Source organism: Bacillus sp. DB-2 (assembly GCF_003315125.1).
GTDB classification, from domain to species: Bacteria; Bacillota; Bacilli; order Bacillales; family Bacillaceae_G; genus Bacillus_A; species Bacillus_A mycoides.
Genome location: NZ_QNRN01000006.1, coordinates 167,608 through 191,140, shown reverse-complemented (window position 1 = coordinate 191,140; position 23,533 = coordinate 167,608). Strand labels below are relative to the sequence as shown.

Sequence of the window (23,533 nt, the reverse complement as noted above, 5' to 3'; positions counted from 1 at the left end):
TTTTGTATTTCTATTTAAATTTCTATTACTTCACCACTTCATTTATTATATCTATTAATTGATGAATCCCCTCATCATTTGTTTTCTTATATCCATTCATGTTTTGAATATATCTCTCCTTATTTGTATACAACTTATTTACTGCATGTGTAAATGTACTACTGTTTACTCTATCTTGAAGTAAAACTTCCGCATATCCTTGCCTAGAAAAATAGTCAGCATTTAAAACTTGATCCCCTCTACTGGAACCATTAGTTAACGGAATAAGCAACATCGGTTTCTTCAAAAATAACAATTCAGAAATAGCAGTAGAACCAGCCCTGGAAACTACAACACTTGCCATATTCAGTATATGCGGTAACTCTTCCCCTATATATTCAAATTGCATATAACCTTCCATTCCGATAGAAGAATCCACCTTCCCTTTACCACACATATGAACAATATTAAAATTTAATAATAATGTATCTAAACTTTTCCTTACCATATCATTTATCCACTTAGCACCTTGACTCCCACCCATTATTAACAATACCGGTTTATCTTGCTGAAATTTACAATAGCTTCTTCCTCGTAATACGTTACCTCTCTCAATTTCTTCCCTTACAATTGGCCCTACATAAACCTTCTTCTCAGTACTTACATTACCCCCTGTTTGAGGAAATGTTGTGCATAGTTTTTTAGAAAAAGGTAATGCTATTTTATTTGCCAACCCTAACGTACTATCTGGTTCACGTATTATTATAGGTACACGATTTAACCATGCCCCTATAACTACAGGAACTGAAACAAATCCTCCTGCCGAAAAGATAACGTCAGGCTTCATTTTCTTAATTAATTTATAACTTTGTAAACAACCGTTTATAATTTTAAAAGGATCTTTAAAGTTCTCCCAATCCCAATATCTCCTAAGTTTTCCTGTTGAAATACTATTATACTTAACATTTTGAACTAATAATTTTTCAATTCCATTTTGAGATCCAATATACTCAACTCCCCATCCTTTTTCTATAAATTTAGGAATCAATACCATATTAATCATTACGTGTCCGGCTGTACCGCCCCCAGTAAAGAGAATCTTTTTATTCATAACTTATATCCACCTTTATCATTAAAAATCTAGCTTTATATTAATCTTTAACTCAAGTCCTATATCTTGTAAGAGATCTTTGATGAGTTCATAAAAATCATTTCCATACTCACTACACTCATACTGAGCAAAAACTTGAATCACATGCCTAGTTCTAGTCTCTAGTGCTGGCTTTATTCGATCAACCTTTTTTTCTTCCACATACGCTCGATATTGATTTATTGCCTCATAGAGGTGCAACACATGCGCTTCTTCATCTTTCCAATCCAACGTATCAACAATCGAAAGAAATAGCGTACTTTGATTATCTATCGCTTCATAACAATTCATATATTTGTTACATCCTTTTATATTTTTATTGAATGCAGATTTCACTACACTTCGCATATTCAAGTACATCTTTTAATGATTGCTGAAATTGAATTTCTGGAATCCATCCTAATTTTTTTATATCCTCTAATAATAAATTTTCATTTGAGCTGCTCCCACTATTCTCTTTTTCTTTTATAGTAAAATTCAGCTGTGTTAATCCTTTAAATTGCTCCAATACATCTAATAAAGAGCGTTTTACTCCTGATCCAATATTATATTGTTTTCCATTTATACCATCACGTAATAACACATGATACGCTTTAACTGCATCACGTACATCCAGAAAGTCCCTACTATCTTTCAAACTGTTTATTTCAATAATTGGTTCACTTTTCCCCAACTGTATATCTATCATTTTTTTTGCAAGAATAGAACAAATGCCATTCGATACTCCTGGACCAATTAAATTTGAGGGCTTTGCAATGATAATATTTGAATCCATTAATCCGCCCCAAGCCTCTGCAATAATGACTTGCATAGTTTTACTTAAACTATATGGATTTGAAACTTTTATGTTTTTCATACTATCTGCTTGCAATGCAGATCCTATAACTAATGTTTTACAATGCGAGGCTTCCTGCTTAATGGCTTCTAATAAATATAAAGTCCCTATTACGTTAATCTCTATATATTCCAGAGAAGCTGTCCAAGACTCATTAACTGAGTTTCTTCCTGCTAAATGCAATACATAGTCTGGTTTTATTTGTTTAATTACCTTCATTACTTCACTCTTATTTGTTAAATCACAAGTAATACCATTTTCGATTTTTTCTCTATGTGAACGATTTTGAAACATAGGAATTACATGAAAGCCCTGCTCTAAAAAATATTGGTAAGCATGACGTCCTGTGAAGCCATTTGCACCAGTTATTAAAAGGCTCGCATTTTTTTTCATCGTAAAAACCCTCCTTTTTCTAACATTTGTTTCACCTCATGTTTTGTAAGTAAGTCTTGTTGAGAACTAAAACTATTCACATCCACAAGCGGATAACTAGCATAATATTCTTGAAGTCCTTCTATAGGAATAGTCGGTAGTACCACAAAATAATTTTGATCAAAACTAATACTTGTTTTACTCTCTACCTCAGATAAAAGCATTTCACTTAATTTTTCACCAGGTCTTATCCCTACCTCTTTTATCTTCACGTTTTCTTTTTTTGAATCTTCAATCAATATTTTTGCTAAATCCGTTATTTTACATGCTGGCATTTTCATAACAAAGATTTCTCCTCCTCTTCCTTCAGATGCTGCTTTAAATAACAATCCAACAGCATCTTCAATGGTTAAGAAAAATCTAGTCATATTTGCATCCGTAATCCCTACTTTTGAAGATTGCTTAATTTGCTTTTTAAAAAGCGGTACCACACTTCCACTCGTTCCTAAAACATTTCCGCCACGAACACAAATAAATTTTGTTTTCTTCGTTTGCACATTCGCATGAACCATTAATTTTTCACCAATTGCTTTTGTCATCCCATACGTATTTGATGGATCGGCCGCTTTATCAGTTGAAACATATATAACTTTCTCAACTTGATTCTGGATAGATGCTTCAATTACATTTTGCGTACCATGTATATTTGTTTTTATAGCTTCATAAGGATAATATTCACATACTGGAACATGCTTTAAAGCTGCAAGATGAAATACATAATGTACACCTTGGCAAGCATATACTAGTTGCTCTTTATCACGAATATCTCCAATAATAAATTTTAATCTCTTTTCATTTATAAACTGTTGCTGCATTTCAAACTGAACCGTTTCATTCCTTGAAAAAACTCTAATTTCTTTCGGTGATTTTTCTAATAGTTGTTTTATAAGTTCATGTCCCCACGAACCTGTACCACCAGTAATTAAAATTATTTTATTAAGCATTCCTTTTCCTCCTACCATACATTTCAATTCAAATTGTATTTATTAAGGTTATTGAATTATTTTCAATTGATTCAAATCATAATCGTCGTTTGTTACATTTAATTGACAAAATAAAAAAACAGAAACTATTTTTTAATAGTTTCTGTTTTTCATTTCACTTCTTAGCAATTAGATTTTCTTTATACTGTTTGAATGATCACTATATTACTGATTTAAAAAACACCGCTCATTTATTTCTTATACTCGTAATAAAATAAAGTGAAACTTTAATTAGTGGGGATTTTGTCCATCCCCCACTGATTATTAGTTGAATCAATCGGGCTTTTACGAGCAGCCCCACCCTCACCTAACTTCTTTGCTTTAGCCGACTTTTGAGATGGGAGTCTTACTGCTCGTTAATAGCGGGATAAATGGAATGATTCATAACCAATACCACATTTAAACTCATAGCAAAGGGAGGTAATGGAATGTACCAAAGCAATTCAAACAATACATCTAAAGAATTCTCAAAAGCACTCCCTCTCTCCCTATTCGACGTGAAAAACGAGTTACAACAAAAAAGCGATCTCATCTCTTCTGTTACCATATATAAATTAACGAAAGAAGAGCAACTTATCATCGATAAAATTAAAGCTCAGACAAAAGAACTAAATAAAAATAACGTCACAAGAACACGTGCATACTACCAATTTTACATTCAATATCCAGAAATACATTGGGCACTACTTGGGCATATCGTATCACGTAACGGTGGCTGGAATATGACAGATTTAAAGGGAGATTTATATACGAGGCTTTTATCCGAGAAAGATCAAATTACATTTTTCTCTTTTTTAGAAAGAGGAAATTGGCTCATTTTCCAAGATGTATATCCTCAATTTTTACTATATGAGCAAAGTGTAAAAAAATCAAAAAAGCTATTTCACCTTCTCACTCACTTAAATGTTTCTACATTTATGGAAACAATGTGGAACGATTTTTGGAAAACAGGTAACAAAAAAACATTAGCGATCGCAACTATTATTAATGAACAAAACTACTTAGAAAAAAGAGTTATTCAAAATACACACTTTAAAAAGACTGTATTAAATAGTATTGGATTTAAACTCTTTGATTTTTTTCAGTTTAATCATATCCTTTTCCCATTTTACGAAAATGATAAAAAGCAAAAAGTATTACTATTTGGTGATACAATGAAACATTTCACCTCTTTGCATGAACGAATTTCACTTGGAAAACGGTTGTATTCATTGTTATTTCGGGATACACATATTTTATCTCAAATAATAAACTGGGTCGATCACCATCCACATACAGGCTCAAGAAAAGATTACTGGCCTCATTTATTTTCTAGTGTAAATGAATCTTTTTCGCGTGAGTTTTATAAACGCCGAATAAAGAAATGCCAGTTACGTAGTGACGCGTATCGTATATACAGCCCTGCACTCATCTATGCATGGCGGGATATGAAACATGAAGAAGTTGAAAATGAAGATTGGTTTAACGATTGGCAAGTTGTAAATTATTTAGTTGATAAGGAGGAAAATATAAATGGACAAATTACAGAAGATTACTGCAAAACACTCGAAAAAATTGAACTCGCAATTCTCGCAAAGAAAAATGTCCTCCTTCGAGAAGAAGAATGATTTTTTAGCATTATTAGTTACAGTCTTACTTTCTTCTATTGTTGGAACTTGCTTAGATGCTTTCTTTGTGCATACACAAATATATTCCTTTCCAGTTAGACCTTTCTCATCTATATTTTCAGTTAACATAGGCTTTACGTTGTTTGTGCTACCAATTTTAACAATCATTTTCATACAAATTTCAAAAACATTATCTGCAGTTTCTAGAACTCTATTTATTATTTTAATAGGGCTTTGTGCTAGTATTTTTGAACAAGTTGCTGAGAGGTTAGGTTTATTTGTACATAGTACGGATTGGCAGCATAGTTATTCTTTGTTTGGATATATGTTGTTTTTATTTTTCATATGGAAAGTCTATCAGTCAATCATTAATAAAAACGGGTACTAAAAGGCTAACAATCCTTTTAGTACCCGTTTTTATTATGTTTCACATACACATTTTTATGCATATGACTTTGCTAACTCAATAATTTTATCAACAATACTTTGCTCGTCAACCTTTAAACATACGGACGCATGATTTATTAATACTTCATGACTCCCAACACAAATACTTTCCTTAGCATGTATAAACATTGATAAGTCGTTCGAATCATTACCAAACACTACGAATTCTCCCTCTTTTATACCTAATCGTTTTAAACCTTCCCATTTATCAATATGTGGCGGACTTATATCAATAATCCCCTCTTTATCGTGCTCATATATTCTTATAGGAAGTTCTTCCAACGCATTTATGATTAATTCTTTTTTTATATTATCAGGAAATAAAACCACTTTTACTACTTCACCAATTTCATCAATATTCATATTAATAGCCAATTGATTAGGGTCTATGTTTTTGTAGATAGGGTGACTCTCACTTCCTGTATAAGCATAGTTCCATTGACTATCTACCAAATAGGAAAGACTATACTTTTCTATGATTGAACGCATAGCACTTACTGTTTCAATGTCAAAACGTATAACTTCAACAATTTCTCTATCCTTTGCGATAAAAGCACCATTTCCACCAATCATTGAATAATGATGCATATGAGTTGGTAGAACAGGTAATAAATCTCTAATTGGTCTAGCAGATGCAAATATAATCTCATGTCCTATACTATGACAAACGTCTAGCGCTTGAATAATCTCTTTCGTTACTGCGTTTCCTTTAAAACAAATAGTACCATCAATATCAAAAATAAATTTCATATACATCACTCCTTTCTTTTTAATGTATATGAATTATTTTATAATAGATAGGACAGATGTCCCAAAAGGAGAAACATTATGCAAAAGATTGCAGATAATACCTTATTATTAAGCTACTTAAATAATGAGTACATAAAGAAGCTATTCCAACAATTCAATCATCCATTTGAGATTCGCAGATATGCAGCAAAAGAAACTATACTACAAGAAGGTGCAGCTATCGACGGCCTTTACATTCAAATGTCAGGACGTACAAAAATAACTTCAAGTGTAATTACAGGTAAAGCATTATTACTACGATTTTGTTCTGCAGTTTCTATCATGGGGGATATTGAATTAATTCAATCCGTAGACATACAATCTCATGTAATTTCCGAACAACAGTCTGATTTTCTTTTTATCGATAAAAATTATGTAACAAGTTACTTATTACACGATGTAGTCTTTCTTCAAGAGCTAATTCATCATGTCACTTATAAACTCCAAACTTGCACAACAGCTTCACGTATCAATTTACTGGCTTCTGTGGAGACACGCTTTGCTAGTTATTTATGTACAGCCCGAAATCCTTCTAATTTATTTGGGCGAGAAATTCATACTAAAGATCATCATGAAATCGCCTCATTAATCGGGACTACTACCCGTCATCTTAATCGAGTCATTGAAAAACTAATAGCTAACGATATAATTCATAAAAATAACAAACAAATTATCGTAGTCCATTGGAAAGCTATTGAAGAACTTTCCAATGGACTACGATATGAATAATTAATTATATACATCCTACCTATAATAGAGAGACCGTTTTTACAACGGCCTCTTCTTAAGCATAATCTTCAGTTACTGCTACTGAACGACTTTGAAGGCTTTTTGATCGCAAACGATATGCAACTACTTTCTTCTTATATTGCTTTACCACATCAACGTGTTCCTCGTAGCTATATATAGAAAATCTAATCTCTCTTTTTCCTTTCTTCGTCTCCATGACTATCGGTGTACCATTCCCTTGCGGCGGAAAATAATGTTTATCTAAAAATAAAGCCTCGTTAAATTCATGAATAACTTGAAGTTTCATTTCTCCTTCTATACTTTCCCCATCTACCGTTACAGTAGTATTTTCCTCATCAAGTTTTTGGTGTAACTCAAATCTACTAATAATTGATTCTACAACAGAAGTTGGCATACTAGAAACTAGTACTTTAAGAGCACCAAAAATACATAATGTAACTATAAACCATGTTGTCATTTTCATCATCTCCATTACGCTCTAAAATGAGTAGTGTTATGCTCCTTATTACGATTCATTGATTTTCAAAATAAAAATTTCACTCCATAAGGTACTAATATACTAATAAGTATCCCTGTTACAATCATCGTTACCGAACCGATAGTTGCCTCTTTCTCTCCTTCTTTCACTAGACGGCTCACACCAATAATATGTGATGCGCAGCCCATCCCCACTCCTTTTCCAATCGTACTTGTTATACGGAAAAACTTAAGTACTGTCGGTCCGATAATAGCACCTGTTATTCCTGCAACAACTACAAAACTAGAAGTCATAGATGGAATGCCACCAATTTGATCTGCTAATGAAATGGCAATAGGCATTGTCGCTAATTGTGGTAAAGTTGTTAATATAAGTTCCTTATCTATATTTAAAATTCCACCAATCACTACATTCATACTCGTTAAAGCCACTATACCTATCACTACGCCGATTAGTATCGCTAAAAAGTTTTTCATAAGTATCTTTCGCTCTTTAAATAGAGGTATGGCTAACGCTACAATTGCAGGACTCAAAAAACCTGAAAGAATGTCTCCCCCATTTTCCTTATACTCATGATGAGAAATACCAAATATCAAAAATAAGCAAATCATAATTGCTGTAACTGTTAATACCGGTAACGTAAATGGAAACGTAAATTTTTTATATAATTTTGTCGCCAATAAATAAATTACTACAGTAATAATAATTAAGACCATTTGAATCGTGCACCTTGTCGATTTTATTTTTTTGATGTTACTAATAATTGACTTACATACCCTGAAACAATCAATGTTACTACCGTACTTGCAACTACTAAAAGGAATATAACACTCCCCTTACTTAAAAGAAAAGATCCATATTCCATTAATCCTGTTGTCGAAGGAATTAGAAATAACGGTAAAAATACTATTAACTTTTCTGCCCCTACCTCAAACCACTTTAATGGAAAAACACGAGTAGAAAGGAGTAGAAACAATATTAACATCCCTATTAAACTTCCTGGCATCGACAGATGGAATACTCCTTGAATCCACGTACCAGCTAAGCTAAACACATATAGCACGCCTACTTGAAGTAAAAGCGTCACGTACTTCATTTCTTTCCCTCATTTCCATATTACGCTTCACTATTATGAAATCTCATTTAATGTTTCCGCAAACCTTGTAACTCCAAGCTGAATTTGTTCTACATTCGCTCTGCCAAAAGTAAATCGGATATATTCACTTTTCGAACCTAGGACGCTTCCTGGGACAAATGCTACACCATTTTGTATAGATTCACCTAGTAAATGATATTCATCAAACGTTCCTTGCACTTTGCACCATAAATGTATTCCGCCCTCAGGAACGAAAAATTCAATCTGGTCCCCTAATATTTCTTCAAGCTTTCTAATTAACTCATCTCTTCTTTGTTTCAGTTGTCCACGAAGCATCGTAATATGCGTATGAAAATCCTCAGATTCTAAAAATTGGTTCGCTACCCACTGTGTAAATACACTATGACCGAAATCAACTTGCTGCTTCGCATCTGCCAATCTCTCAATTACGCGCGTGGGGCCAATTACCCAACCAATACGTAATCCTGATGCAACAATTTTTGATAATGAGCTCACATAAAGAACATTCCCATTTTGATCCATCGATTTCAATGTTGGATTCACTTCTCCATTAAAAGAAGTCAAACTATACGGATCATCTTCTACAATCGGTATACCAAATTCAGAAGATAGTTCTAAAACCTTTTTACGTCTTGCCAATGAAAGTACCGTTCCAGTTGGATTTTGATAATCCGGATTTAAAAACACCATACGAATGCGATGCTTTTTGTGCAAATCGATTAAGTCATCTGGATTCATACCATGCTGATCAACTGGTAAACGGAATATTTTTAAACCTGCTGATTTAAACATTGGAAGTGAATAACAATAGGAGGGATCCTCAATTGCAATCGCATCTCCAGGCTTTAACAAACATTGAACGATAAGATTAAGTGCTTGCTGAGCTCCAGATGTAATAAGAATAGAGCTTGAATCTGCTTCTATTTGTTTATATTGCTCGACATGTGCCGCAATGGTTTTTCGCAACATTTCATTTCCAAGCGGATGGTCATAACCGAGATTTCCCATAAATGTTTTCTCCGACAAAATTGTTCGAAATCTATCACTCGGAATTAAATCTGATGACAATTCACCACTCGCTAGATTGATTAAATCATCTTTTTGTGTTTCCGTTCGAATTTGTTGAACAAGTGGTACATTAGGTAAGAACGATCCATCCTCAACGTACCTACCCCAGTTCGGTATTCGTTTATGTGACACACCCCATATATCTGTATTCACCCGAGTGCCGCTTCCTTTTTTCCGTTCTACTACCCCAAGTGATTTCAATTCCTCATAAGCAGCTACGACCGTACTCCGGTTCACTTGTAAATTCTGTGCTAACATACGCTCGGAAGGCAATTTTCTATCAGAAGGGAATTCACCGGTAGAAATGCCTCTTTCAATGTAATCAGCAATTTGTTTATAAACTGGTATCTTATCTTCACGATTCGGTTGCCATTCCATTTAGTTCCCTCCTCTCCAAGCTGGTGTCCTGAACTCATTAATAACAGTATTCACTGCATAAATGGTATTAATCAAGCGCATGATTTAAAAATGCCTCTACCGTCACATTAAAGCTAGTAGGCTGTTCTAAATAAGGCAAGTGTCCACTATTTTTCAACTCAACGAAAGTCACGTTTCTCAGGTGTTTTTCAAATTCTCTCACATACTTTTCCGGAACAAAATAATCATTCTCTCCTCGTATTATTAATACAGGACATGCAATGTTAGAGAGGTATGGTCTTTGATCGTAATCAACTAATTCAGCAAATAACCTTTGAATATGAATCGGATGAATCGTTTGTAGGGATTGATGAAATCCTCGGACAATTGCATCATTATCTTCTACTCCCATTGCTCTCAATAACGTATCAGCCCAAGTTTTCCCTTTATCCTGCAAGCTAAGTAAATCATATACTTCAAGTCGTTCTTTACGATCTGCCGGTTCTAAATAGGGAAATGCATTTACAACAATTAAGCTAGAAACAAAACGTGGATATTGAATAGCAAAATCGCTACCCACTCTAGCTCCTTTTGAAAGACCACAAATTGTTACTGATTTTAGCTTTAAATGATTACATAGCTTATATAAAACATTTGAATATTCTTTAAAACTAATTTCCATCCCTTCGGATTTCCCATGCCCAGGTAAATCGAGTGAGATTACTGTCCATCTTTCCTTGAAGTATTTTCTTTGGTATAACCAATTATTCGAATTCCCTCCAAGACCATGTAAAAACAATATGACAGGACCCGATCCTTCTATATTGTAAAAAACCTTTCGATTCTTATATTCAAAATACATATTCATCACCTTCAGATGTAGCATCACATGTTCTTATCTTTAAATGGATATATCCAAAACGGCTCTCTCTCTAACCACTCAACTGTTTCTGGAACACCATCTTCATACTCTCTTTTCAGTTCCGTTACCTTAGTCGCAAATTGTGATGCATGTGCTTGCAATGCCTCGAGCTTTTTTGGAACATATTCTTTTACTTCATTTTTAAAACTTGGAGGTCCTATTTCTGCTTCATGATTATTTGAAAAAGCTACAGCATAAAATGTTGGCCTTTTATTTTCTGGAATATTAGCTAACGCCCCGGCTACCGCTTCTCCTGTTGCATCATGATCTGGATGCACTGCATATCCTGGATAAAAAGAAATGACTAACGAAGGATTCAATTCTTCCACATATTTTTGTATTACACTTCTTAATTCTCCAGGAGTTTCAAATTCAAGCGTTTTATCACGATATCCCATCATACGTAAATCTTTAATCCCTAAAATATTAGTAGCGCTCTTTAGTTCTTTCTCTCTTATAGCATATAAGGATTCACGTGTTGCAAAAGGAGGATTTCCCATCGCTCTCCCCATTTCACCTAACGTTAAGCAAACATAAGTAAGAGGGACTTTCTGCTCAGTATAAGCCAAAATTGTTCCAGCCACGCAATACGACTCATCATCCGGATGCGGGAAAACAACTAAAACGTGGCGCTCATTTTTCATCAATATATTAACTCCTTCATCATATACAAACTTTATAAAATAACGACCGCATACCAAGTAACTCCTACAAGAAGCACTAAAAGAAGAATGATATAGATAGCGGATAAGTTTTTCACATTCCTCTTTGTAGACTTACCGTAATTCTCCTCTACATTTCGTGCGACTAGTACGGTCCCAAACAGTGATACAACTACAATAATAACAACTAGTGAAATCGCAAAACTCATTGTCTTCCACCTCTCTAAGGCCAGTCTATTTTAAAGCATGAATAAAATACTACCTTTCTTCTCTTATCATAATAGAAGTTTATAAAAAACGGACCAACCACTTTTGTGTTTTTTTGCTCATCCACTTTAAAAATAAAAAGCAACTGCTCACTTAGGACCAGTTGCTTTTTTACAAGGCTATTTATATTCATTTTCAATTAAAATTAATCCGATTTAAAAGTTTAGTCTTTTCATAATGAAACATTGATTGAGATAGCTCGAAAATTGTTCCATTTACAAGATAAACTGTATTTTCAATAAGAAGCGCTGGATCACCTTCATTTAGTTCTAAAAGCTTTGCATTTTCTTTATTTATTTTTTCACAACTAATAACTTTATCGGCAAAGCCAATATTTAATCGTAAATCCTCAATGAAATAACTGTATACAGAACTTAATGCTATTTCTTCATTCAAATATGGGATGATATCTTTTTTGAAATAACTTACTTCAATAGAGAATGGCTTACCATCTACAATTCCTAAGCGCTTCAAAAAATATAGCCTAGTTCCAATCTCACATTGCATCCGTTCTACTATCTCTTCATTTGCCTCTATTACTTCAATCTCTAGCACTTTCGTTTCAATATTTTGTGAAACGAGATTTTTCGTTAATCCACGTAAACTTCCTAAATTAATGTAATCTGTTACAGAAGTTTCACGTAAAAACATACCACTACCTTGCACTTGAAAAATATAACCTCTATTCACAAGTTGACTAATTACTTTACGTATCGTATTACGGCTTACTTCAAATCGATTCATCAACGCTTCTTCTGTAGGTAATTTTTTCGTTTCATTAAAAAGCCCATCTCGAATGTTTTGCTCTAACACATCAGCAATTTGTTTATACTTTGCACTCATACACTTTCTCCTAAAATACTCTTTTATCTGTTATAACTCTTCTCCTCTCGTTTCGATCACATGTTTATACCAATGAAACGAAAGTTTCTTCTTACGTTTTAAGTTATCATTATGATCGACAAAAATAAAGCCATATTGCTTTTTATATCCATTTAACCAACTTAACAAATCAATAACTGACCATGCATAATAACCTTTTAAATTAATTCCCTCTTGAATTGCACGCTTCATTACTTTTAAATGCTCTTCAATAAATTTAATTCGCGGAACATCTACAATTTCTCCGTCAATGATTGGATCTTCATCACCAAGTCCATTTTCCGTTACATACATCTTTATGTCACCGTAACGCGCTTTCAACATATGCAATCCATCTAAGAAACCTTCGGGAGATATTTCCCAACCCCATTTGGTATATGTTTTATCATCCATTTTTACTGTTCGATAAAAACCATCAAAAGAAGGATTACCTGGAGCAAGTGTTGAGTTTTCTCGAGAATGCTCCTCGCTCTTTATATCCATATCATATCTTTCTACTCGTATTGGCTGATAATAATTCAAGCCGATAAAATCATTTTTTTCGGCATTTTGTTTAATGATTTCTAATTCTTCAACCGTCCAATTAGGAGTCCACCCATTTTCCTTTAATTGTTGTACAACATAAGACGGATACTCACCTTTTAAAACTGGATCGTAGTACCAATACGTTTCATATTCATTCGCATGAGTTGCTGCTAGTATATTTTCTTTTTGATCATCCACACTATAAGCAGGTAAGAAAACATGTGTAATCCCAATCTCCCCATACTGTTTCAGCTGCTTGTACACCGCAACTGTTTTCGCATGCGCATAAAATACATAATGAGTCGCTTGAAAATACTTTGGAACATCATTTTGTATTCCTGGTGGATGTGCACCTTTTAAATAGCCTAATCCACAAAACATTACTGTTTCATTGAAAGTAATCCAATGTTTCACTCTATCACCAAATGCCTTAAAGCAAATTTCTGCATACTTTACAAAAGCCTCTGCTGTTCGTTTATTCGTCCACCCACCATCTTTTTCTAACGGTAATGGTAGATCCCAATGATATAAAGTGGCAAACGGTACAATCCCGTACTTTAAACATTCATCAATTAAATTGTTATAAAATTCAATTCCTTTTTCATTTACCTCTCCATCTCCAGTCGGCAATATTCTCGCCCAAGAAATCGAAAAACGATACGATTCCAATCCCATCTCAGCCATTAAACGAACATCTTCCTTATATCGATGATAATGATCAACCGCTACATCACCATTTGTTCCATCGTATGTTTTGCCAGGAATTTTTGAAAACTCATCCCAATTCGTAACACCTTTTCCATCCTCATTCCATGCACCTTCTACTTGATAAGAAGCTGAAGCAGCTCCGAATAAAAAATCATGTGGAAACTTCATAGTATATACCTCCATTTCATTACAACAAATCAAATTCATTACTATACATAAAATTTATAGGTACAAATTTTATATGTAGTAATTATAGCTTAAGTTTCGATTTTTTTCTATCATGAACGTACGATATGTAAAACTATATTTGATGTTAATTTTTAGAAAACAAAAAAGAAGCGACGTATTTCATCGCTTCTTACCATGACAATCTTTACTCTTTTACAAGTGACTTATTCGCTCTTATAACTTCTTGATAAAGTATTGGGGACCATTTTTCATTTATATAATCTTGAATTACCCAGCCCACTCTCGTAGGATTCTTTTGCTTCATATAGCTTGCAATTTCAGGATTTATGTAGGACGCATAATAATATGGACTATTCCATGCTGTACCACCAGAAGACAAGCTTGTAAAATTAATATATAGATGATTAACATCTTCACTATTGTTAATCGTCTCATTTATTGTATCTTTAATAGCGTTTACTTTCTCATCATAACTCACTTTATATTGATCTTGTACTGTTACATTTACATTTTGATTTATAGTTGAGGTAAACGTCTCATTGTCTGGCCAATAGAAATTATTATATCCCCCAGATTCATTACTACCACTATATCTTTTTAGTAATACAATTTTCCCACGAGCATCTCCAAGCTTTATATTCCCTTCTGTTTTTAAAAAGATTGGATCACGAAAATAATTTTTCTCAAATGTACTACTAAATGAGTTTTCCGCCCCTTTCATATCCTCATACTCTTTTTTTAAAGACATAATAATCGTTTCACTTGGATTATCTTTTAAAAATTGTTTCGCTTCATTTATAAATTCATGCAATGTTACATAAAGATATAATGGCCCATGATGAAGAACTATCGTATTATCATCTGTTAAACGCCCTCTAATATCAAAAATTCTAGCTCCGTGATCCATTTGGTAACGAAAATTATATTCTTGCGTCATTCCCCATACTTGCTTTATCGGATTTTGCAACTTGAACGTTCCACTATCATGTGTTCCTGGAATTGAAATTCGTGCTAACGGTACGTTATCGGGTATAGGTTGCATCCATCTTGACCAATTTTCAAGTTCATTAATAGAGCTAGCTGCAACTACTTGCTTATCATTTAAAGCAAATACAAATGTACTAAATATAGTACTACATATGAATAATTTCAAAAAAAATTTCTTATTGCTCATTATTACTCCTCTCTTTTTCTGTTTTTATATCAAACTTATTGAATGTAATATAGGGTAGTTAATAAAAAAACATTCACATATTCTCAATGCATTAGGAAAATTTAAAGTCCCTTTCTACTAGATAAATTATAGTAATCAACAACATAAACTTCAATGGGCTTTCATATGCAATATTTCATATTTGGGTCCTACATGATATAAATAAAAAACTTATGATGATTATTTATTCCGTACGTGCTAATATACTTATATTAAAATATAAATACGTACCTTATATACTCTGAACTACATTATTCAACAGCTAAAACTTAATTTTTTATTAGGAGGATTTACAATGAAATTATTAAAAATAAAACATATACTTCCTTTATCTGCAGTAGCACTTACATTCGTATGTAATCAAAGTACAGCTGAAGCTTCCACCATACATACAGTAAAAAAGAATGATACACTTTGGGGCATCAGTAAGCAATATGGCGTTTCCATACAGGCCATTAAACAAGCGAATAATAAAGGAAACGATCAAGCTTTTATTGGAGAACAGTTACATATTCCAGAATCTATGAAATCAAATGAGGTTACAGTTCATCAAAACGAAAAAACTACGAACACTTCTGGACAAATTATTTACCAAGTACAACCGGGAGATTCATTAGAAACGATAGCAAAGCGCTACAACGTAACCGTTCAATCTATAAAACAAATTAACAACACAGTCGGTAACAAGCTTTATACAGGACAACATTTGAAAATTAATTCCAGTATTTCCGAAAAAGAAAAAGACTTAATGGCACGCTTAGTTACCGCGGAGGCAGGTGGCGAATCATATAAAGGAAAAGTAGCTGTAGCAAAAGTTATCCTAAATCGAGTAAATGCAAAAGGATTTCCAAATACAATAACAGGTGTTATTTATGAACCTATTAAACGCGGATATGCATTTACTCCTGTTACCGATGGTAGAATTAATCAGCCTGCAAGCGCTGAAGCAAAAATGGCTGTAGAAGAGGCTATCTCCACAAGTGGAATACATTCTGATTGGCTTTATTTCTACAACCCAAAAACATCAACAGACAAATGGATTACGACACGTCAAACAGTAGCAGTAATCGGTAACCACGTCTTCGCTAAATAAAACTATAATTCCCTTCAAATTTATACACTTAACAACTATTTCAAATGATTAACAGACCTCTTTACTTAAAAGGTCTGTTCTTTTTATATTTAAGCTTTTTATTAACCATATGATAAAATGATTGTTTAAAAGTATCTCTCTTTTCAAATAAAAAACTGTTGTATCTCATTCATCATTTAGAGTAATTGAGAAAGTATCAAATCCACAACTATGACTTTATTAATACAAGCTATTTCTTAACTTCATAAAAGTGTTATACACTAAGAAAATAAAAAACAAACTATTCGTTAGCAGGTGAAAGAATATGTATGATGTTACAATTATCGGAGCTGGAGTGAGTAGCATTTTTATGGCTTATTCACTAGCTAAAAGTAATAAAAAGATTTTAATTCTTGATAAAGGTAAAGCGCTAGAAGATCGCCATTGTCCTTTAGACCAAGGAAAAGTGTGTAATTGTACTACATGTGATAAATATTTCGGGTTTGGTGGTTTAGGAAAATCTGAAGGAAAATTTAATTATACAAACGGATTTGGCGGAGAACTTGAGCAAAAAGTCGGTAAAGAAGGCTTTTTACAACTTATGGCTGAAGTAGATGAGATTCTATGTCAGTTCGGAGGAAATTCTGTTTCAAAATATTCTACAGAAAATCCAACCCTTAATAAGAGAGCTGAAACGTGTGGTTTACAAATGCTCACAACAGAAGTAAGGCATCTTGGCACTACACTTTCAAGTAATATTTTTCAGCAGCTCTACGAATTTTTACTTACGAAAATAAATATCCGATTCCATATAGATGTAGAACATATCATAAGGCAGAAAGATCATTTTAAAATAGATACCAATCAAGGAATAGTTCAATCTAAGCAACTCGTATTTGCAACAGGACGTTCCGGGGCGGATTGGTTAAAAGAAATGTGCACTTCTCTAAATATTTCTCAAGAGCAAACTCGTGTAGATTTAGGTATTAGAGTAGAGATGAAAGAACACCAATTACGTTCTATATTAAAAAATACATTTGAGACGAAACTTTCTTATGAGCATGAACTTTTCACGGCTACTACTTACTGTATGAATCCAAAAGGACGCATTATTCGAAAGTACGAAGACGGCTTGATTATGCCTGACGGTCAAAATTTCCGAGAGCAAGAAACTGGCACTTCTAACTTAAATTTCACTTTATTTATCCCGCGCTATTTTCCAACTCTCAAAGAAGCAAATGTATACGCAAGTTCAATTATTAAAAACATTAACCAAGGACGAGATCGGATTGTTATACAGCGTTTAGAGGACTTAATAAAGAAACAACCTACAGCGGAGAACAACATGAAACATAATCGTATACAACCTACACTACACGGAGATTATGGAGACTTGAATAAAGAAATTCCTCCACTATATATTGAAGGACTCAAAAAATTTTTATTACGTTTAGAACAATTTATCCAAGAACCTATCGATCAAGATACTTTATTATATGGAATTGATGGCAAGTTCTACGCTCCTACAATAAAAATCAATAACCATTTTGAAACAAGTATGAATGGGCTATTTTTAATTGGAGATTGTTCAGGCGTCACTCATTCATTATCTCAAGCAGCTGCAAGTGGCCTGTATGTTGGAAAATACTTGTCTGACATTTAATTGTTATAATTTAGATACCAATCAAACATTTTGAGTTTCACCAGTACTTTACTTATGTAGTAATAGCAGGAATGAAATCCTTCCCGTGCTACTGATTAACCCACAAAGAATCGGGATTTTACAAGATACATATTTAATATAACCATGTATGTAAAACTATTGACATTCAATTCTAACAAATTTAATGTCAATAGTTTTACAAGTCTCTATTCATTTTCACTTTTATTTGTTCGATATTTTGTAACATCGCCGTAGTGTTTAATATGTTAGGATGTCTATAAGTATTTTTTACTACAACTATGGCTTTTTCTGCTCCGTTTCTAAAAAAATTAGATTTATGTTACTTCGCTTTAAAATTCTCCATTATATGTATATGCATACTTCAAATTATTACCTTTAGAAAGATATAATCTAAATGGTTCACCACACTCTAATAGTTATAAAAATATAATATATAACATTAGTTAAATAAATTCTATAAAGAAGGTGTAAAAATGAAGAATAAAATAAATTTACAACTGCAAAATATAAGCTTTGTTATAATAATTGCTTTAGCAGTATGGTTAAAAACATATCTTATTACGCGATTCAGTTTTGATTTAAAAATTGAGTCTTCTATACAAGAACTTATTTTGTTTATTAGCCCCCTCGCTGCATCGTTAGCATTTGTTGGATTAGCATTATTTGCAACCGGTGAAAAGAGAAATTATATAGCGCTATGTATTAATCTCTTATTAACAATCGTACTTGTTGGGAATGTAATGTTCTATGATTTTTATAATGATTTCGTTACGTTACCAGTACTTGGACAAACATCAAACTTCGGCCAATTAGGCGGCAGTATTATAGAAATATTGAACTACAAAACTATACTCGCATTCGTAGACATTATTTTCTTCTTTATTTTATTAAAAAAGAAAGCAATAGTCTTTAAAACAGAACGTGTAACTCATTCTTCACGCTTATTATATTTTCTTTTAACAATTGGTGTATTTTTTGCAAATCTACAGCTTGCAGAAAAAGAACGACCTGAATTATTAACGAGATCCTTCGACCGCGTAATGCTTGTGAAAAATTTAGGACTATACACTCATCAAGTATATGATTTAACACTACAAGTAAAGGCTGGATCCCAAAAGGCACTTGCAGATAGTAGTAAATTACAAGAAACTGAAAACTACGTAAAATCAAACCAAAGTGAACCAAATCCTAATATGTTTGGTGCAGCGAAAGGAAAAAACGTAATTGTCGTTACTCTTGAATCTTTGCAAACCTTTTTAATAGGTGCATCAGTTAACGGTCAAGAAGTTACGCCATTCTTAAATGAATTCATAAATGAAAGCTATTATTTCGATAACTTTTCCCACCAAACTGGTCAAGGAAAAACATCGGATTCTGAATTTCTAATAGATACATCGTTGTATCCATTAAATCGAGGTGCTGTATTCTTCACGCACGGTAACAACGATTATACTGCGACTCCAGAAATTTTACGTCAGCAAGGCTATTTCACTTCTGTATTCCATGCGAATAACGCAACATTCTGGAATCGTAATATTATGTACTCCGCTCTTGGTTATGATCGTTACTATAATGAACTTGATTACAAAATTACACCCGAAACAAATTTAAATTGGGGATTAAAAGATATCGAATACTTTGATCAATCAGTAGATATATTAAAAACTGTTGATCAACCATTTTACGCTCGTTTCCTTACTTTAACAAACCATTATCCATTTACGTATGATGAAGATACAAAATTCATTGAACCATACAACTCTGGTAATGGCGTATTTGATCGTTACATCGTAACAGCACGTTACTTAGACGAATCAATTAAAAAATTTATTGAGCGTTTGAAAGCCGAGGGAATGTATGATGATTCTATTATTGTGTTATACGGTGATCATTACGGCATTTCTGAAAAACATAATCGCGCAATGGCACAGTTTTTAGAAAAAGATCAAATAACAGAATTTGATACTTTAAATTTACAACGCACACCTTTATATATTCATATCCCTGGCCAAACAGAAGGTCAAACTATTTCAAAGCCTACGGGACAAATCGATATGAAACCTACTATTCTAAATTTATTAGGGATTGATACTACTAACGATATCCGTTTTGGCCATGATATGTTTTCAGATGAATATACCGGTTTTGTTGTTTTACGTGATGGTAGCTTTATTACAGACAAGTATGCATATACAAATCATACTTTTTATAATCGAGAAACAGGTGAGGTTGTAGATTTACCAAAAAAAGAAGCTCAAGAAATGATTAACCGTGCACAAAATGAATTACGAATGTCTGACAAAATTATTGAAGGCGATTTATTACGTTTCTCAGAAAGTAATAAAATTAAAACTGGAGAAGTAAAAACTAAAATTAAAGAAACTGAAAAATAATCTATATGGAAAAGGAGCAACTTATTAAAGGTTGCTCCCTTTTTACTTTCTTATAACACATGGTGCAATTTTATATAAAAACCTGATATATTTTACTTTTATTCTACGCTTGTTTCTAAAGTTACATCTGTATAGGAATTACCCTCACCTATATTCAAGATTACTTCACATTGACGTAATCTCAATTCAAAGAGCTTTATAGGATCATGGTAAACTTCAGGGTTTGATTTCATTTTATGCAATTTATCTTGTTTTTCTTTTATTTCTAAATGAGTGTTTTCTATAGCTTGTTCCAACGCACCAAATGGATTTCTAAAGAACATATTAATATCCCGCTCTTGTGTGTTTTCAAACAGCTCAAATTGCAAGAAAAACTTCTTCATAATAGAAGTCGTTACATCGGTATAATCTTCATTTTCTAAATACTGTTTGTATTTGTTATATAGCATAGCTTTATTTTTAGGAAGAACTCCAAATAATTTACCGGCACTTTTCAGTAAAAATTGTGCTGGTGTAAATCGGCGTAAAATATTTACTTCTTCCATTTGTATTCTAGTTGTCATTCTATCAGTATCTCTGCGCCAATCATCAATTACTTTAAAGTCACATTCTAACTGTATTCGATTTTCTCCAAATAAAGAATTAAGTCCTTCACTGGTTTCTGCTAAGTACAATTGACTTTGAAGGAGCTCGTTATTAGAAGTCGCAATCCAATTCTGCATAGAGCGAGCAAGATTAGGTAATACAGTTTGTTCTAGATATTGTTGCACTCTTCCATTCATCGCTGTGTTTAGTTCAATATCAATGTGACTAAAATCGCTTTCTTCACTAATTAAATCGGAACAACTCTGCAATAGTTTCGGAATATGTTCTTTAAGATCATTAGTAATTTCGCTTTTCATCGTACGATATGATTCTGTAATTAAATGAATTTTTTCCTTCTCAAAAGCAGTAAGGTTATTAATACAACCATTAAGTTTAACTAACATATCTTCATTCCAATTAATAGAATCCACTAAATCTTTTTCACTCTCAACGCGTTTATCCAAAAGATATGTAATTGTTTTTCGAATGAAAAACAATAGCTTTTCAGTACGTTCTGCATCAATATTTTTATGGTTAAAGTTAAAATGAATAAACTCAGTTAAATCGTTTAGTTGTTTACTATTTGTATATAACGAAGAATAAGGGAAAACTCTTGCATTAGGGAAATATGTGTTAATTCTCACTTGCGTATCTTGTATAACTCTTTTTGCTTCTGCTTCATTGTAAATGTTATCAATTTTATTTAATAAAAAATGAACTTGTAGATTTGGTGTATGTTCTTGGATACTCAATAGAATGTCACGTTCTTTGTCAGTAAAAGGTGAATCCGCATTCAATACGAATAATAATTCATCTACAGAATTTAAATATTCAAACACCTCATCTCTCGCATCATTGTTCCTATTAAAGCTAGGTGTAACAACGCATGTAAGTTTGTTTTTACTTAAAAATCTGCACGGTAACTTAAATTCAACACATGCTCTATCTCTATATGTTTGACGGTGCACTGCCATCATGTTATGGAAATCAGAGAAATTCTCAGTTGTTGTAATTTCCGAATCTGTTATAGCGTTAATTTTTGTATAAGCGTCATTTTTAAAAACAACTACATTTGAGATTGAGTTTTCTAATATATTTTCTCCTAAAATAGAGTTAATAAATGAAGCTTTTCCGTTCCCTGAAGTTCCAGTTACTAATAGGCGATTTGTTCTTAAATCTGCAACCTCACCAACTAACCAGCTAAATCGGTGACCCATTTCTAAATCATGTTCTTGTGCCCAGTGTGTAATAGATTCAAAAAGATGTAAACTATACTCTAAGCCATTCACATGATTAATAGAATATGAAAGTAGTTTTTCCGCATCTTTTATATCCGCTGAATCTATTTTAGAAGGAAAAATCTCATCCCATGCCAATACTGCTGCAGATGGAAATACAGCATGAGAGGGATTGACTACCTTTAACCAATTTGTTAACAGATTTGGAATGATATCGTGTAATTGTCTAAGCATATATTGACCTTGAATTAATTCAAAGTATGTTTCTTCGTAAAGAGAAGAAATTTCGTCCCATATATCGGACGAATGTATTTCGATATGTATGAAAAATTCATTTATTGTGTTGAGCCATAATAAGTAATTTTGTTCATCTTTATAGCTGTGCCAAAGTGATGAAACAATTTGCGTAAAGTGTACTTGATCTACATTATTTAATGTAACTAATACTTTATAAAAATAGTCTGGTGAAATATTTTTAGTAAATCCTTTATCGATATATTCTTTTAGAACCTCAAACCACGGATAAGATTCTGTTCGAATTAACTCGTTCACAGCAAGCTCTACTGCACTATCAAAATCTTGCTGTTCTTCATAAAAGGAACGGGCAATTATTGTGACGTTTGGATAATCGGGATTTAAAGAAACCGCTTCTTTAATAGCAGCGAAAGCTGAATCAAAATTATTTTGCTCGATATAAAGAGACAGTAATTGCAGTACAATTTCGGTCATCAGTATTTTATTATCAGTATTAATAGAAGTATACACGTTTTCAGCAACTGATAATTGGTTAAGTTCGAAGTAAGCATCCGCAATATTTTTTTGTGCCCATGGCGCTAATTCATTACTAACTTTCTCCCATTTAAAAATAGCTGCTTCAAAATCTTGATGGTGATAATAAAATTCACCTTGTGCAAAACGAATATAAGATCCATCAGAAATCTCATTTTTTTCTTCGTTTACATAAGCTTCTCCAAGTACTTGAAGAGGTGGGTGTGTTTCATTCTCTATTAGGAATGTTTCATAATACATCTTTTTTATTAATTGTTTTTCTAATCTCATCTTTTCCCCCACTATATCTCGAAAATACATTTTTTGAGATATGTCAATACTTTTTTGTATGTATACTTTTTATCTTAACAAAGAATTCCTTTTAGAAAATTTCATTTTCCTTTCATTTTTCAAGTAAGATTGAATTTTTATG

General features: G+C 32.8%; 22 protein-coding genes. 6 read left to right on the top strand and 16 right to left on the bottom strand.

Annotated elements, in window-relative coordinates:
- Positions 1-25 precede the first annotated feature (25 nt).
- From DET63_RS12395 to DET63_RS12380, 4 genes are read right to left on the bottom strand one after another with little or no spacing between them, the layout of a single operon-like run.
- The gene (locus tag DET63_RS12395; RefSeq protein ID WP_113936865.1) at positions 26-1,090 is read right to left on the bottom strand and encodes an undecaprenyldiphospho-muramoylpentapeptide beta-N-acetylglucosaminyltransferase; all 1,065 of its coding nucleotides are present in this window, start codon (positions 1,088-1,090) and stop codon (positions 26-28) included.
- 21 nt (positions 1,091-1,111) lie between these two features.
- On the bottom strand, positions 1,112-1,420 hold the full coding sequence (locus DET63_RS12390; RefSeq protein ID WP_060752180.1) for a DUF6572 domain-containing protein: 309 nt from the start codon (positions 1,418-1,420) through the stop codon (positions 1,112-1,114).
- Between the two features lie 25 nt (positions 1,421-1,445).
- Positions 1,446-2,357 (bottom strand): SDR family oxidoreductase, encoded by a 912-nt coding sequence (locus tag DET63_RS12385; RefSeq protein WP_113936864.1) that lies wholly within the window; start codon positions 2,355-2,357, stop codon positions 1,446-1,448.
- On the bottom strand, positions 2,354-3,340 hold the full coding sequence (locus DET63_RS12380) for a UDP-N-acetylglucosamine 4,6-dehydratase family protein (RefSeq protein WP_113936863.1): 987 nt from the start codon (positions 3,338-3,340) through the stop codon (positions 2,354-2,356). The genes DET63_RS12385 and DET63_RS12380 overlap by 4 nt, the downstream gene beginning before the upstream one ends.
- A gap of 467 nt (positions 3,341-3,807) precedes the next feature.
- Between DET63_RS12380 and DET63_RS12375 the strand changes: the two genes are divergently transcribed.
- Together DET63_RS12375 and DET63_RS12370 are read left to right on the top strand one after the other, a co-directional pair.
- Positions 3,808-4,986, top strand: coding sequence for a DUF2515 domain-containing protein (locus DET63_RS12375; protein WP_113936862.1), 1,179 nt, complete (start codon positions 3,808-3,810; stop codon positions 4,984-4,986).
- Positions 4,961-5,374 (top strand): CBO0543 family protein, encoded by a 414-nt coding sequence (locus tag DET63_RS12370; RefSeq protein ID WP_113936861.1) that lies wholly within the window; start codon positions 4,961-4,963, stop codon positions 5,372-5,374. Before DET63_RS12375 ends, DET63_RS12370 begins: the two co-directional genes overlap by 26 nt.
- A 53-nt stretch (positions 5,375-5,427) precedes the next feature.
- Here DET63_RS12370 and DET63_RS12365 read toward each other — a convergent pair whose 3' ends face one another.
- Entirely contained in the window at positions 5,428-6,183 is a 756-nt protein-coding gene (locus tag DET63_RS12365; protein WP_113936860.1) for an HAD-IIB family hydrolase, read from the bottom strand.
- 78 nt (positions 6,184-6,261) lie between these two features.
- Here DET63_RS12365 and DET63_RS12360 point away from each other — a divergent pair, with 78 nt between their 5' ends.
- The gene (locus tag DET63_RS12360; RefSeq protein ID WP_113936859.1) at positions 6,262-6,951 is read left to right on the top strand and encodes a Crp/Fnr family transcriptional regulator; all 690 of its coding nucleotides are present in this window, start codon (positions 6,262-6,264) and stop codon (positions 6,949-6,951) included.
- A 55-nt stretch (positions 6,952-7,006) separates the two neighbouring features.
- Here DET63_RS12360 and DET63_RS12355 read toward each other — a convergent pair whose 3' ends face one another.
- The 10 genes from DET63_RS12355 to DET63_RS12305 all read right to left on the bottom strand — a co-directional run bounded on the left by DET63_RS12355 (position 7,007) and on the right by DET63_RS12305 (position 15,321).
- Positions 7,007-7,429, bottom strand: coding sequence for a YfmQ family protein (locus tag DET63_RS12355; RefSeq protein ID WP_113936858.1), 423 nt, complete (start codon positions 7,427-7,429; stop codon positions 7,007-7,009).
- 65 nt (positions 7,430-7,494) lie between these two features.
- Positions 7,495-8,166, bottom strand: a complete 672-nt coding sequence (locus tag DET63_RS12350) for an LrgB family protein (protein WP_002088016.1) — start codon at positions 8,164-8,166, stop codon at positions 7,495-7,497.
- A gap of 23 nt (positions 8,167-8,189) precedes the next feature.
- Positions 8,190-8,546 (bottom strand): CidA/LrgA family holin-like protein, encoded by a 357-nt coding sequence (locus DET63_RS12345; RefSeq protein WP_113936857.1) that lies wholly within the window; start codon positions 8,544-8,546, stop codon positions 8,190-8,192.
- A 33-nt stretch (positions 8,547-8,579) separates the two neighbouring features.
- Positions 8,580-10,013 carry a MocR-like pyridoxine biosynthesis transcription factor PdxR gene (gene pdxR / locus DET63_RS12340; RefSeq protein ID WP_002088019.1) on the bottom strand — a complete coding sequence of 478 codons (1,434 nt, stop codon included), beginning with the start codon at positions 10,011-10,013 and terminating at the stop codon, positions 8,580-8,582.
- Between the two features lie 67 nt (positions 10,014-10,080).
- Complete coding sequence (locus DET63_RS12335; protein WP_113936856.1) at positions 10,081-10,878, bottom strand: alpha/beta fold hydrolase; 798 nt, start codon at positions 10,876-10,878, stop codon at positions 10,081-10,083.
- Entirely contained in the window at positions 10,878-11,558 is a 681-nt protein-coding gene (bshB2, locus tag DET63_RS12330) for a bacillithiol biosynthesis deacetylase BshB2 (protein WP_113936855.1), read from the bottom strand. The genes DET63_RS12335 and bshB2 overlap by 1 nt, the downstream gene beginning before the upstream one ends.
- A gap of 32 nt (positions 11,559-11,590) precedes the next feature.
- The gene (locus DET63_RS12325) at positions 11,591-11,785 is read right to left on the bottom strand and encodes a hypothetical protein (RefSeq protein WP_002066705.1); all 195 of its coding nucleotides are present in this window, start codon (positions 11,783-11,785) and stop codon (positions 11,591-11,593) included.
- A gap of 193 nt (positions 11,786-11,978) precedes the next feature.
- Positions 11,979-12,686: a GntR family transcriptional regulator gene (locus tag DET63_RS12315; protein ID WP_113936853.1), complete on the bottom strand. Its 708-nt coding sequence runs from the start codon at positions 12,684-12,686 to the stop codon at positions 11,979-11,981.
- Positions 12,687-12,716: 30 nt separating this feature from the next.
- Positions 12,717-14,126 carry a glycoside hydrolase family 1 protein gene (locus DET63_RS12310; protein ID WP_113936852.1) on the bottom strand — a complete coding sequence of 470 codons (1,410 nt, stop codon included), beginning with the start codon at positions 14,124-14,126 and terminating at the stop codon, positions 12,717-12,719.
- 205 nt (positions 14,127-14,331) lie between these two features.
- Positions 14,332-15,321: a phosphatidylinositol-specific phospholipase C gene (locus DET63_RS12305; protein ID WP_113936851.1), complete on the bottom strand. Its 990-nt coding sequence runs from the start codon at positions 15,319-15,321 to the stop codon at positions 14,332-14,334.
- 334 nt (positions 15,322-15,655) lie between these two features.
- Between DET63_RS12305 and DET63_RS12300 the strand changes: the two genes are divergently transcribed.
- The 3 genes from DET63_RS12300 to DET63_RS12285 all read left to right on the top strand — a co-directional run bounded on the left by DET63_RS12300 (position 15,656) and on the right by DET63_RS12285 (position 20,509).
- Positions 15,656-16,453 (top strand): cell wall hydrolase, encoded by a 798-nt coding sequence (locus tag DET63_RS12300; protein ID WP_113936850.1) that lies wholly within the window; start codon positions 15,656-15,658, stop codon positions 16,451-16,453.
- Positions 16,454-16,757: 304 nt separating this feature from the next.
- Complete coding sequence (locus DET63_RS12295; protein WP_113936849.1) at positions 16,758-18,095, top strand: NAD(P)/FAD-dependent oxidoreductase; 1,338 nt, start codon at positions 16,758-16,760, stop codon at positions 18,093-18,095.
- Positions 18,096-18,589: 494 nt separating this feature from the next.
- On the top strand, positions 18,590-20,509 hold the full coding sequence (locus tag DET63_RS12285; protein WP_113936848.1) for an LTA synthase family protein: 1,920 nt from the start codon (positions 18,590-18,592) through the stop codon (positions 20,507-20,509).
- A 98-nt stretch (positions 20,510-20,607) separates the two neighbouring features.
- On the opposite strand, the gene DET63_RS12280 is transcribed toward DET63_RS12285, so the two are convergent.
- Positions 20,608-23,391 carry a dynamin family protein gene (locus tag DET63_RS12280; RefSeq protein WP_113936847.1) on the bottom strand — a complete coding sequence of 928 codons (2,784 nt, stop codon included), beginning with the start codon at positions 23,389-23,391 and terminating at the stop codon, positions 20,608-20,610.
- Positions 23,392-23,533: the final 142 nt, after the last annotated feature.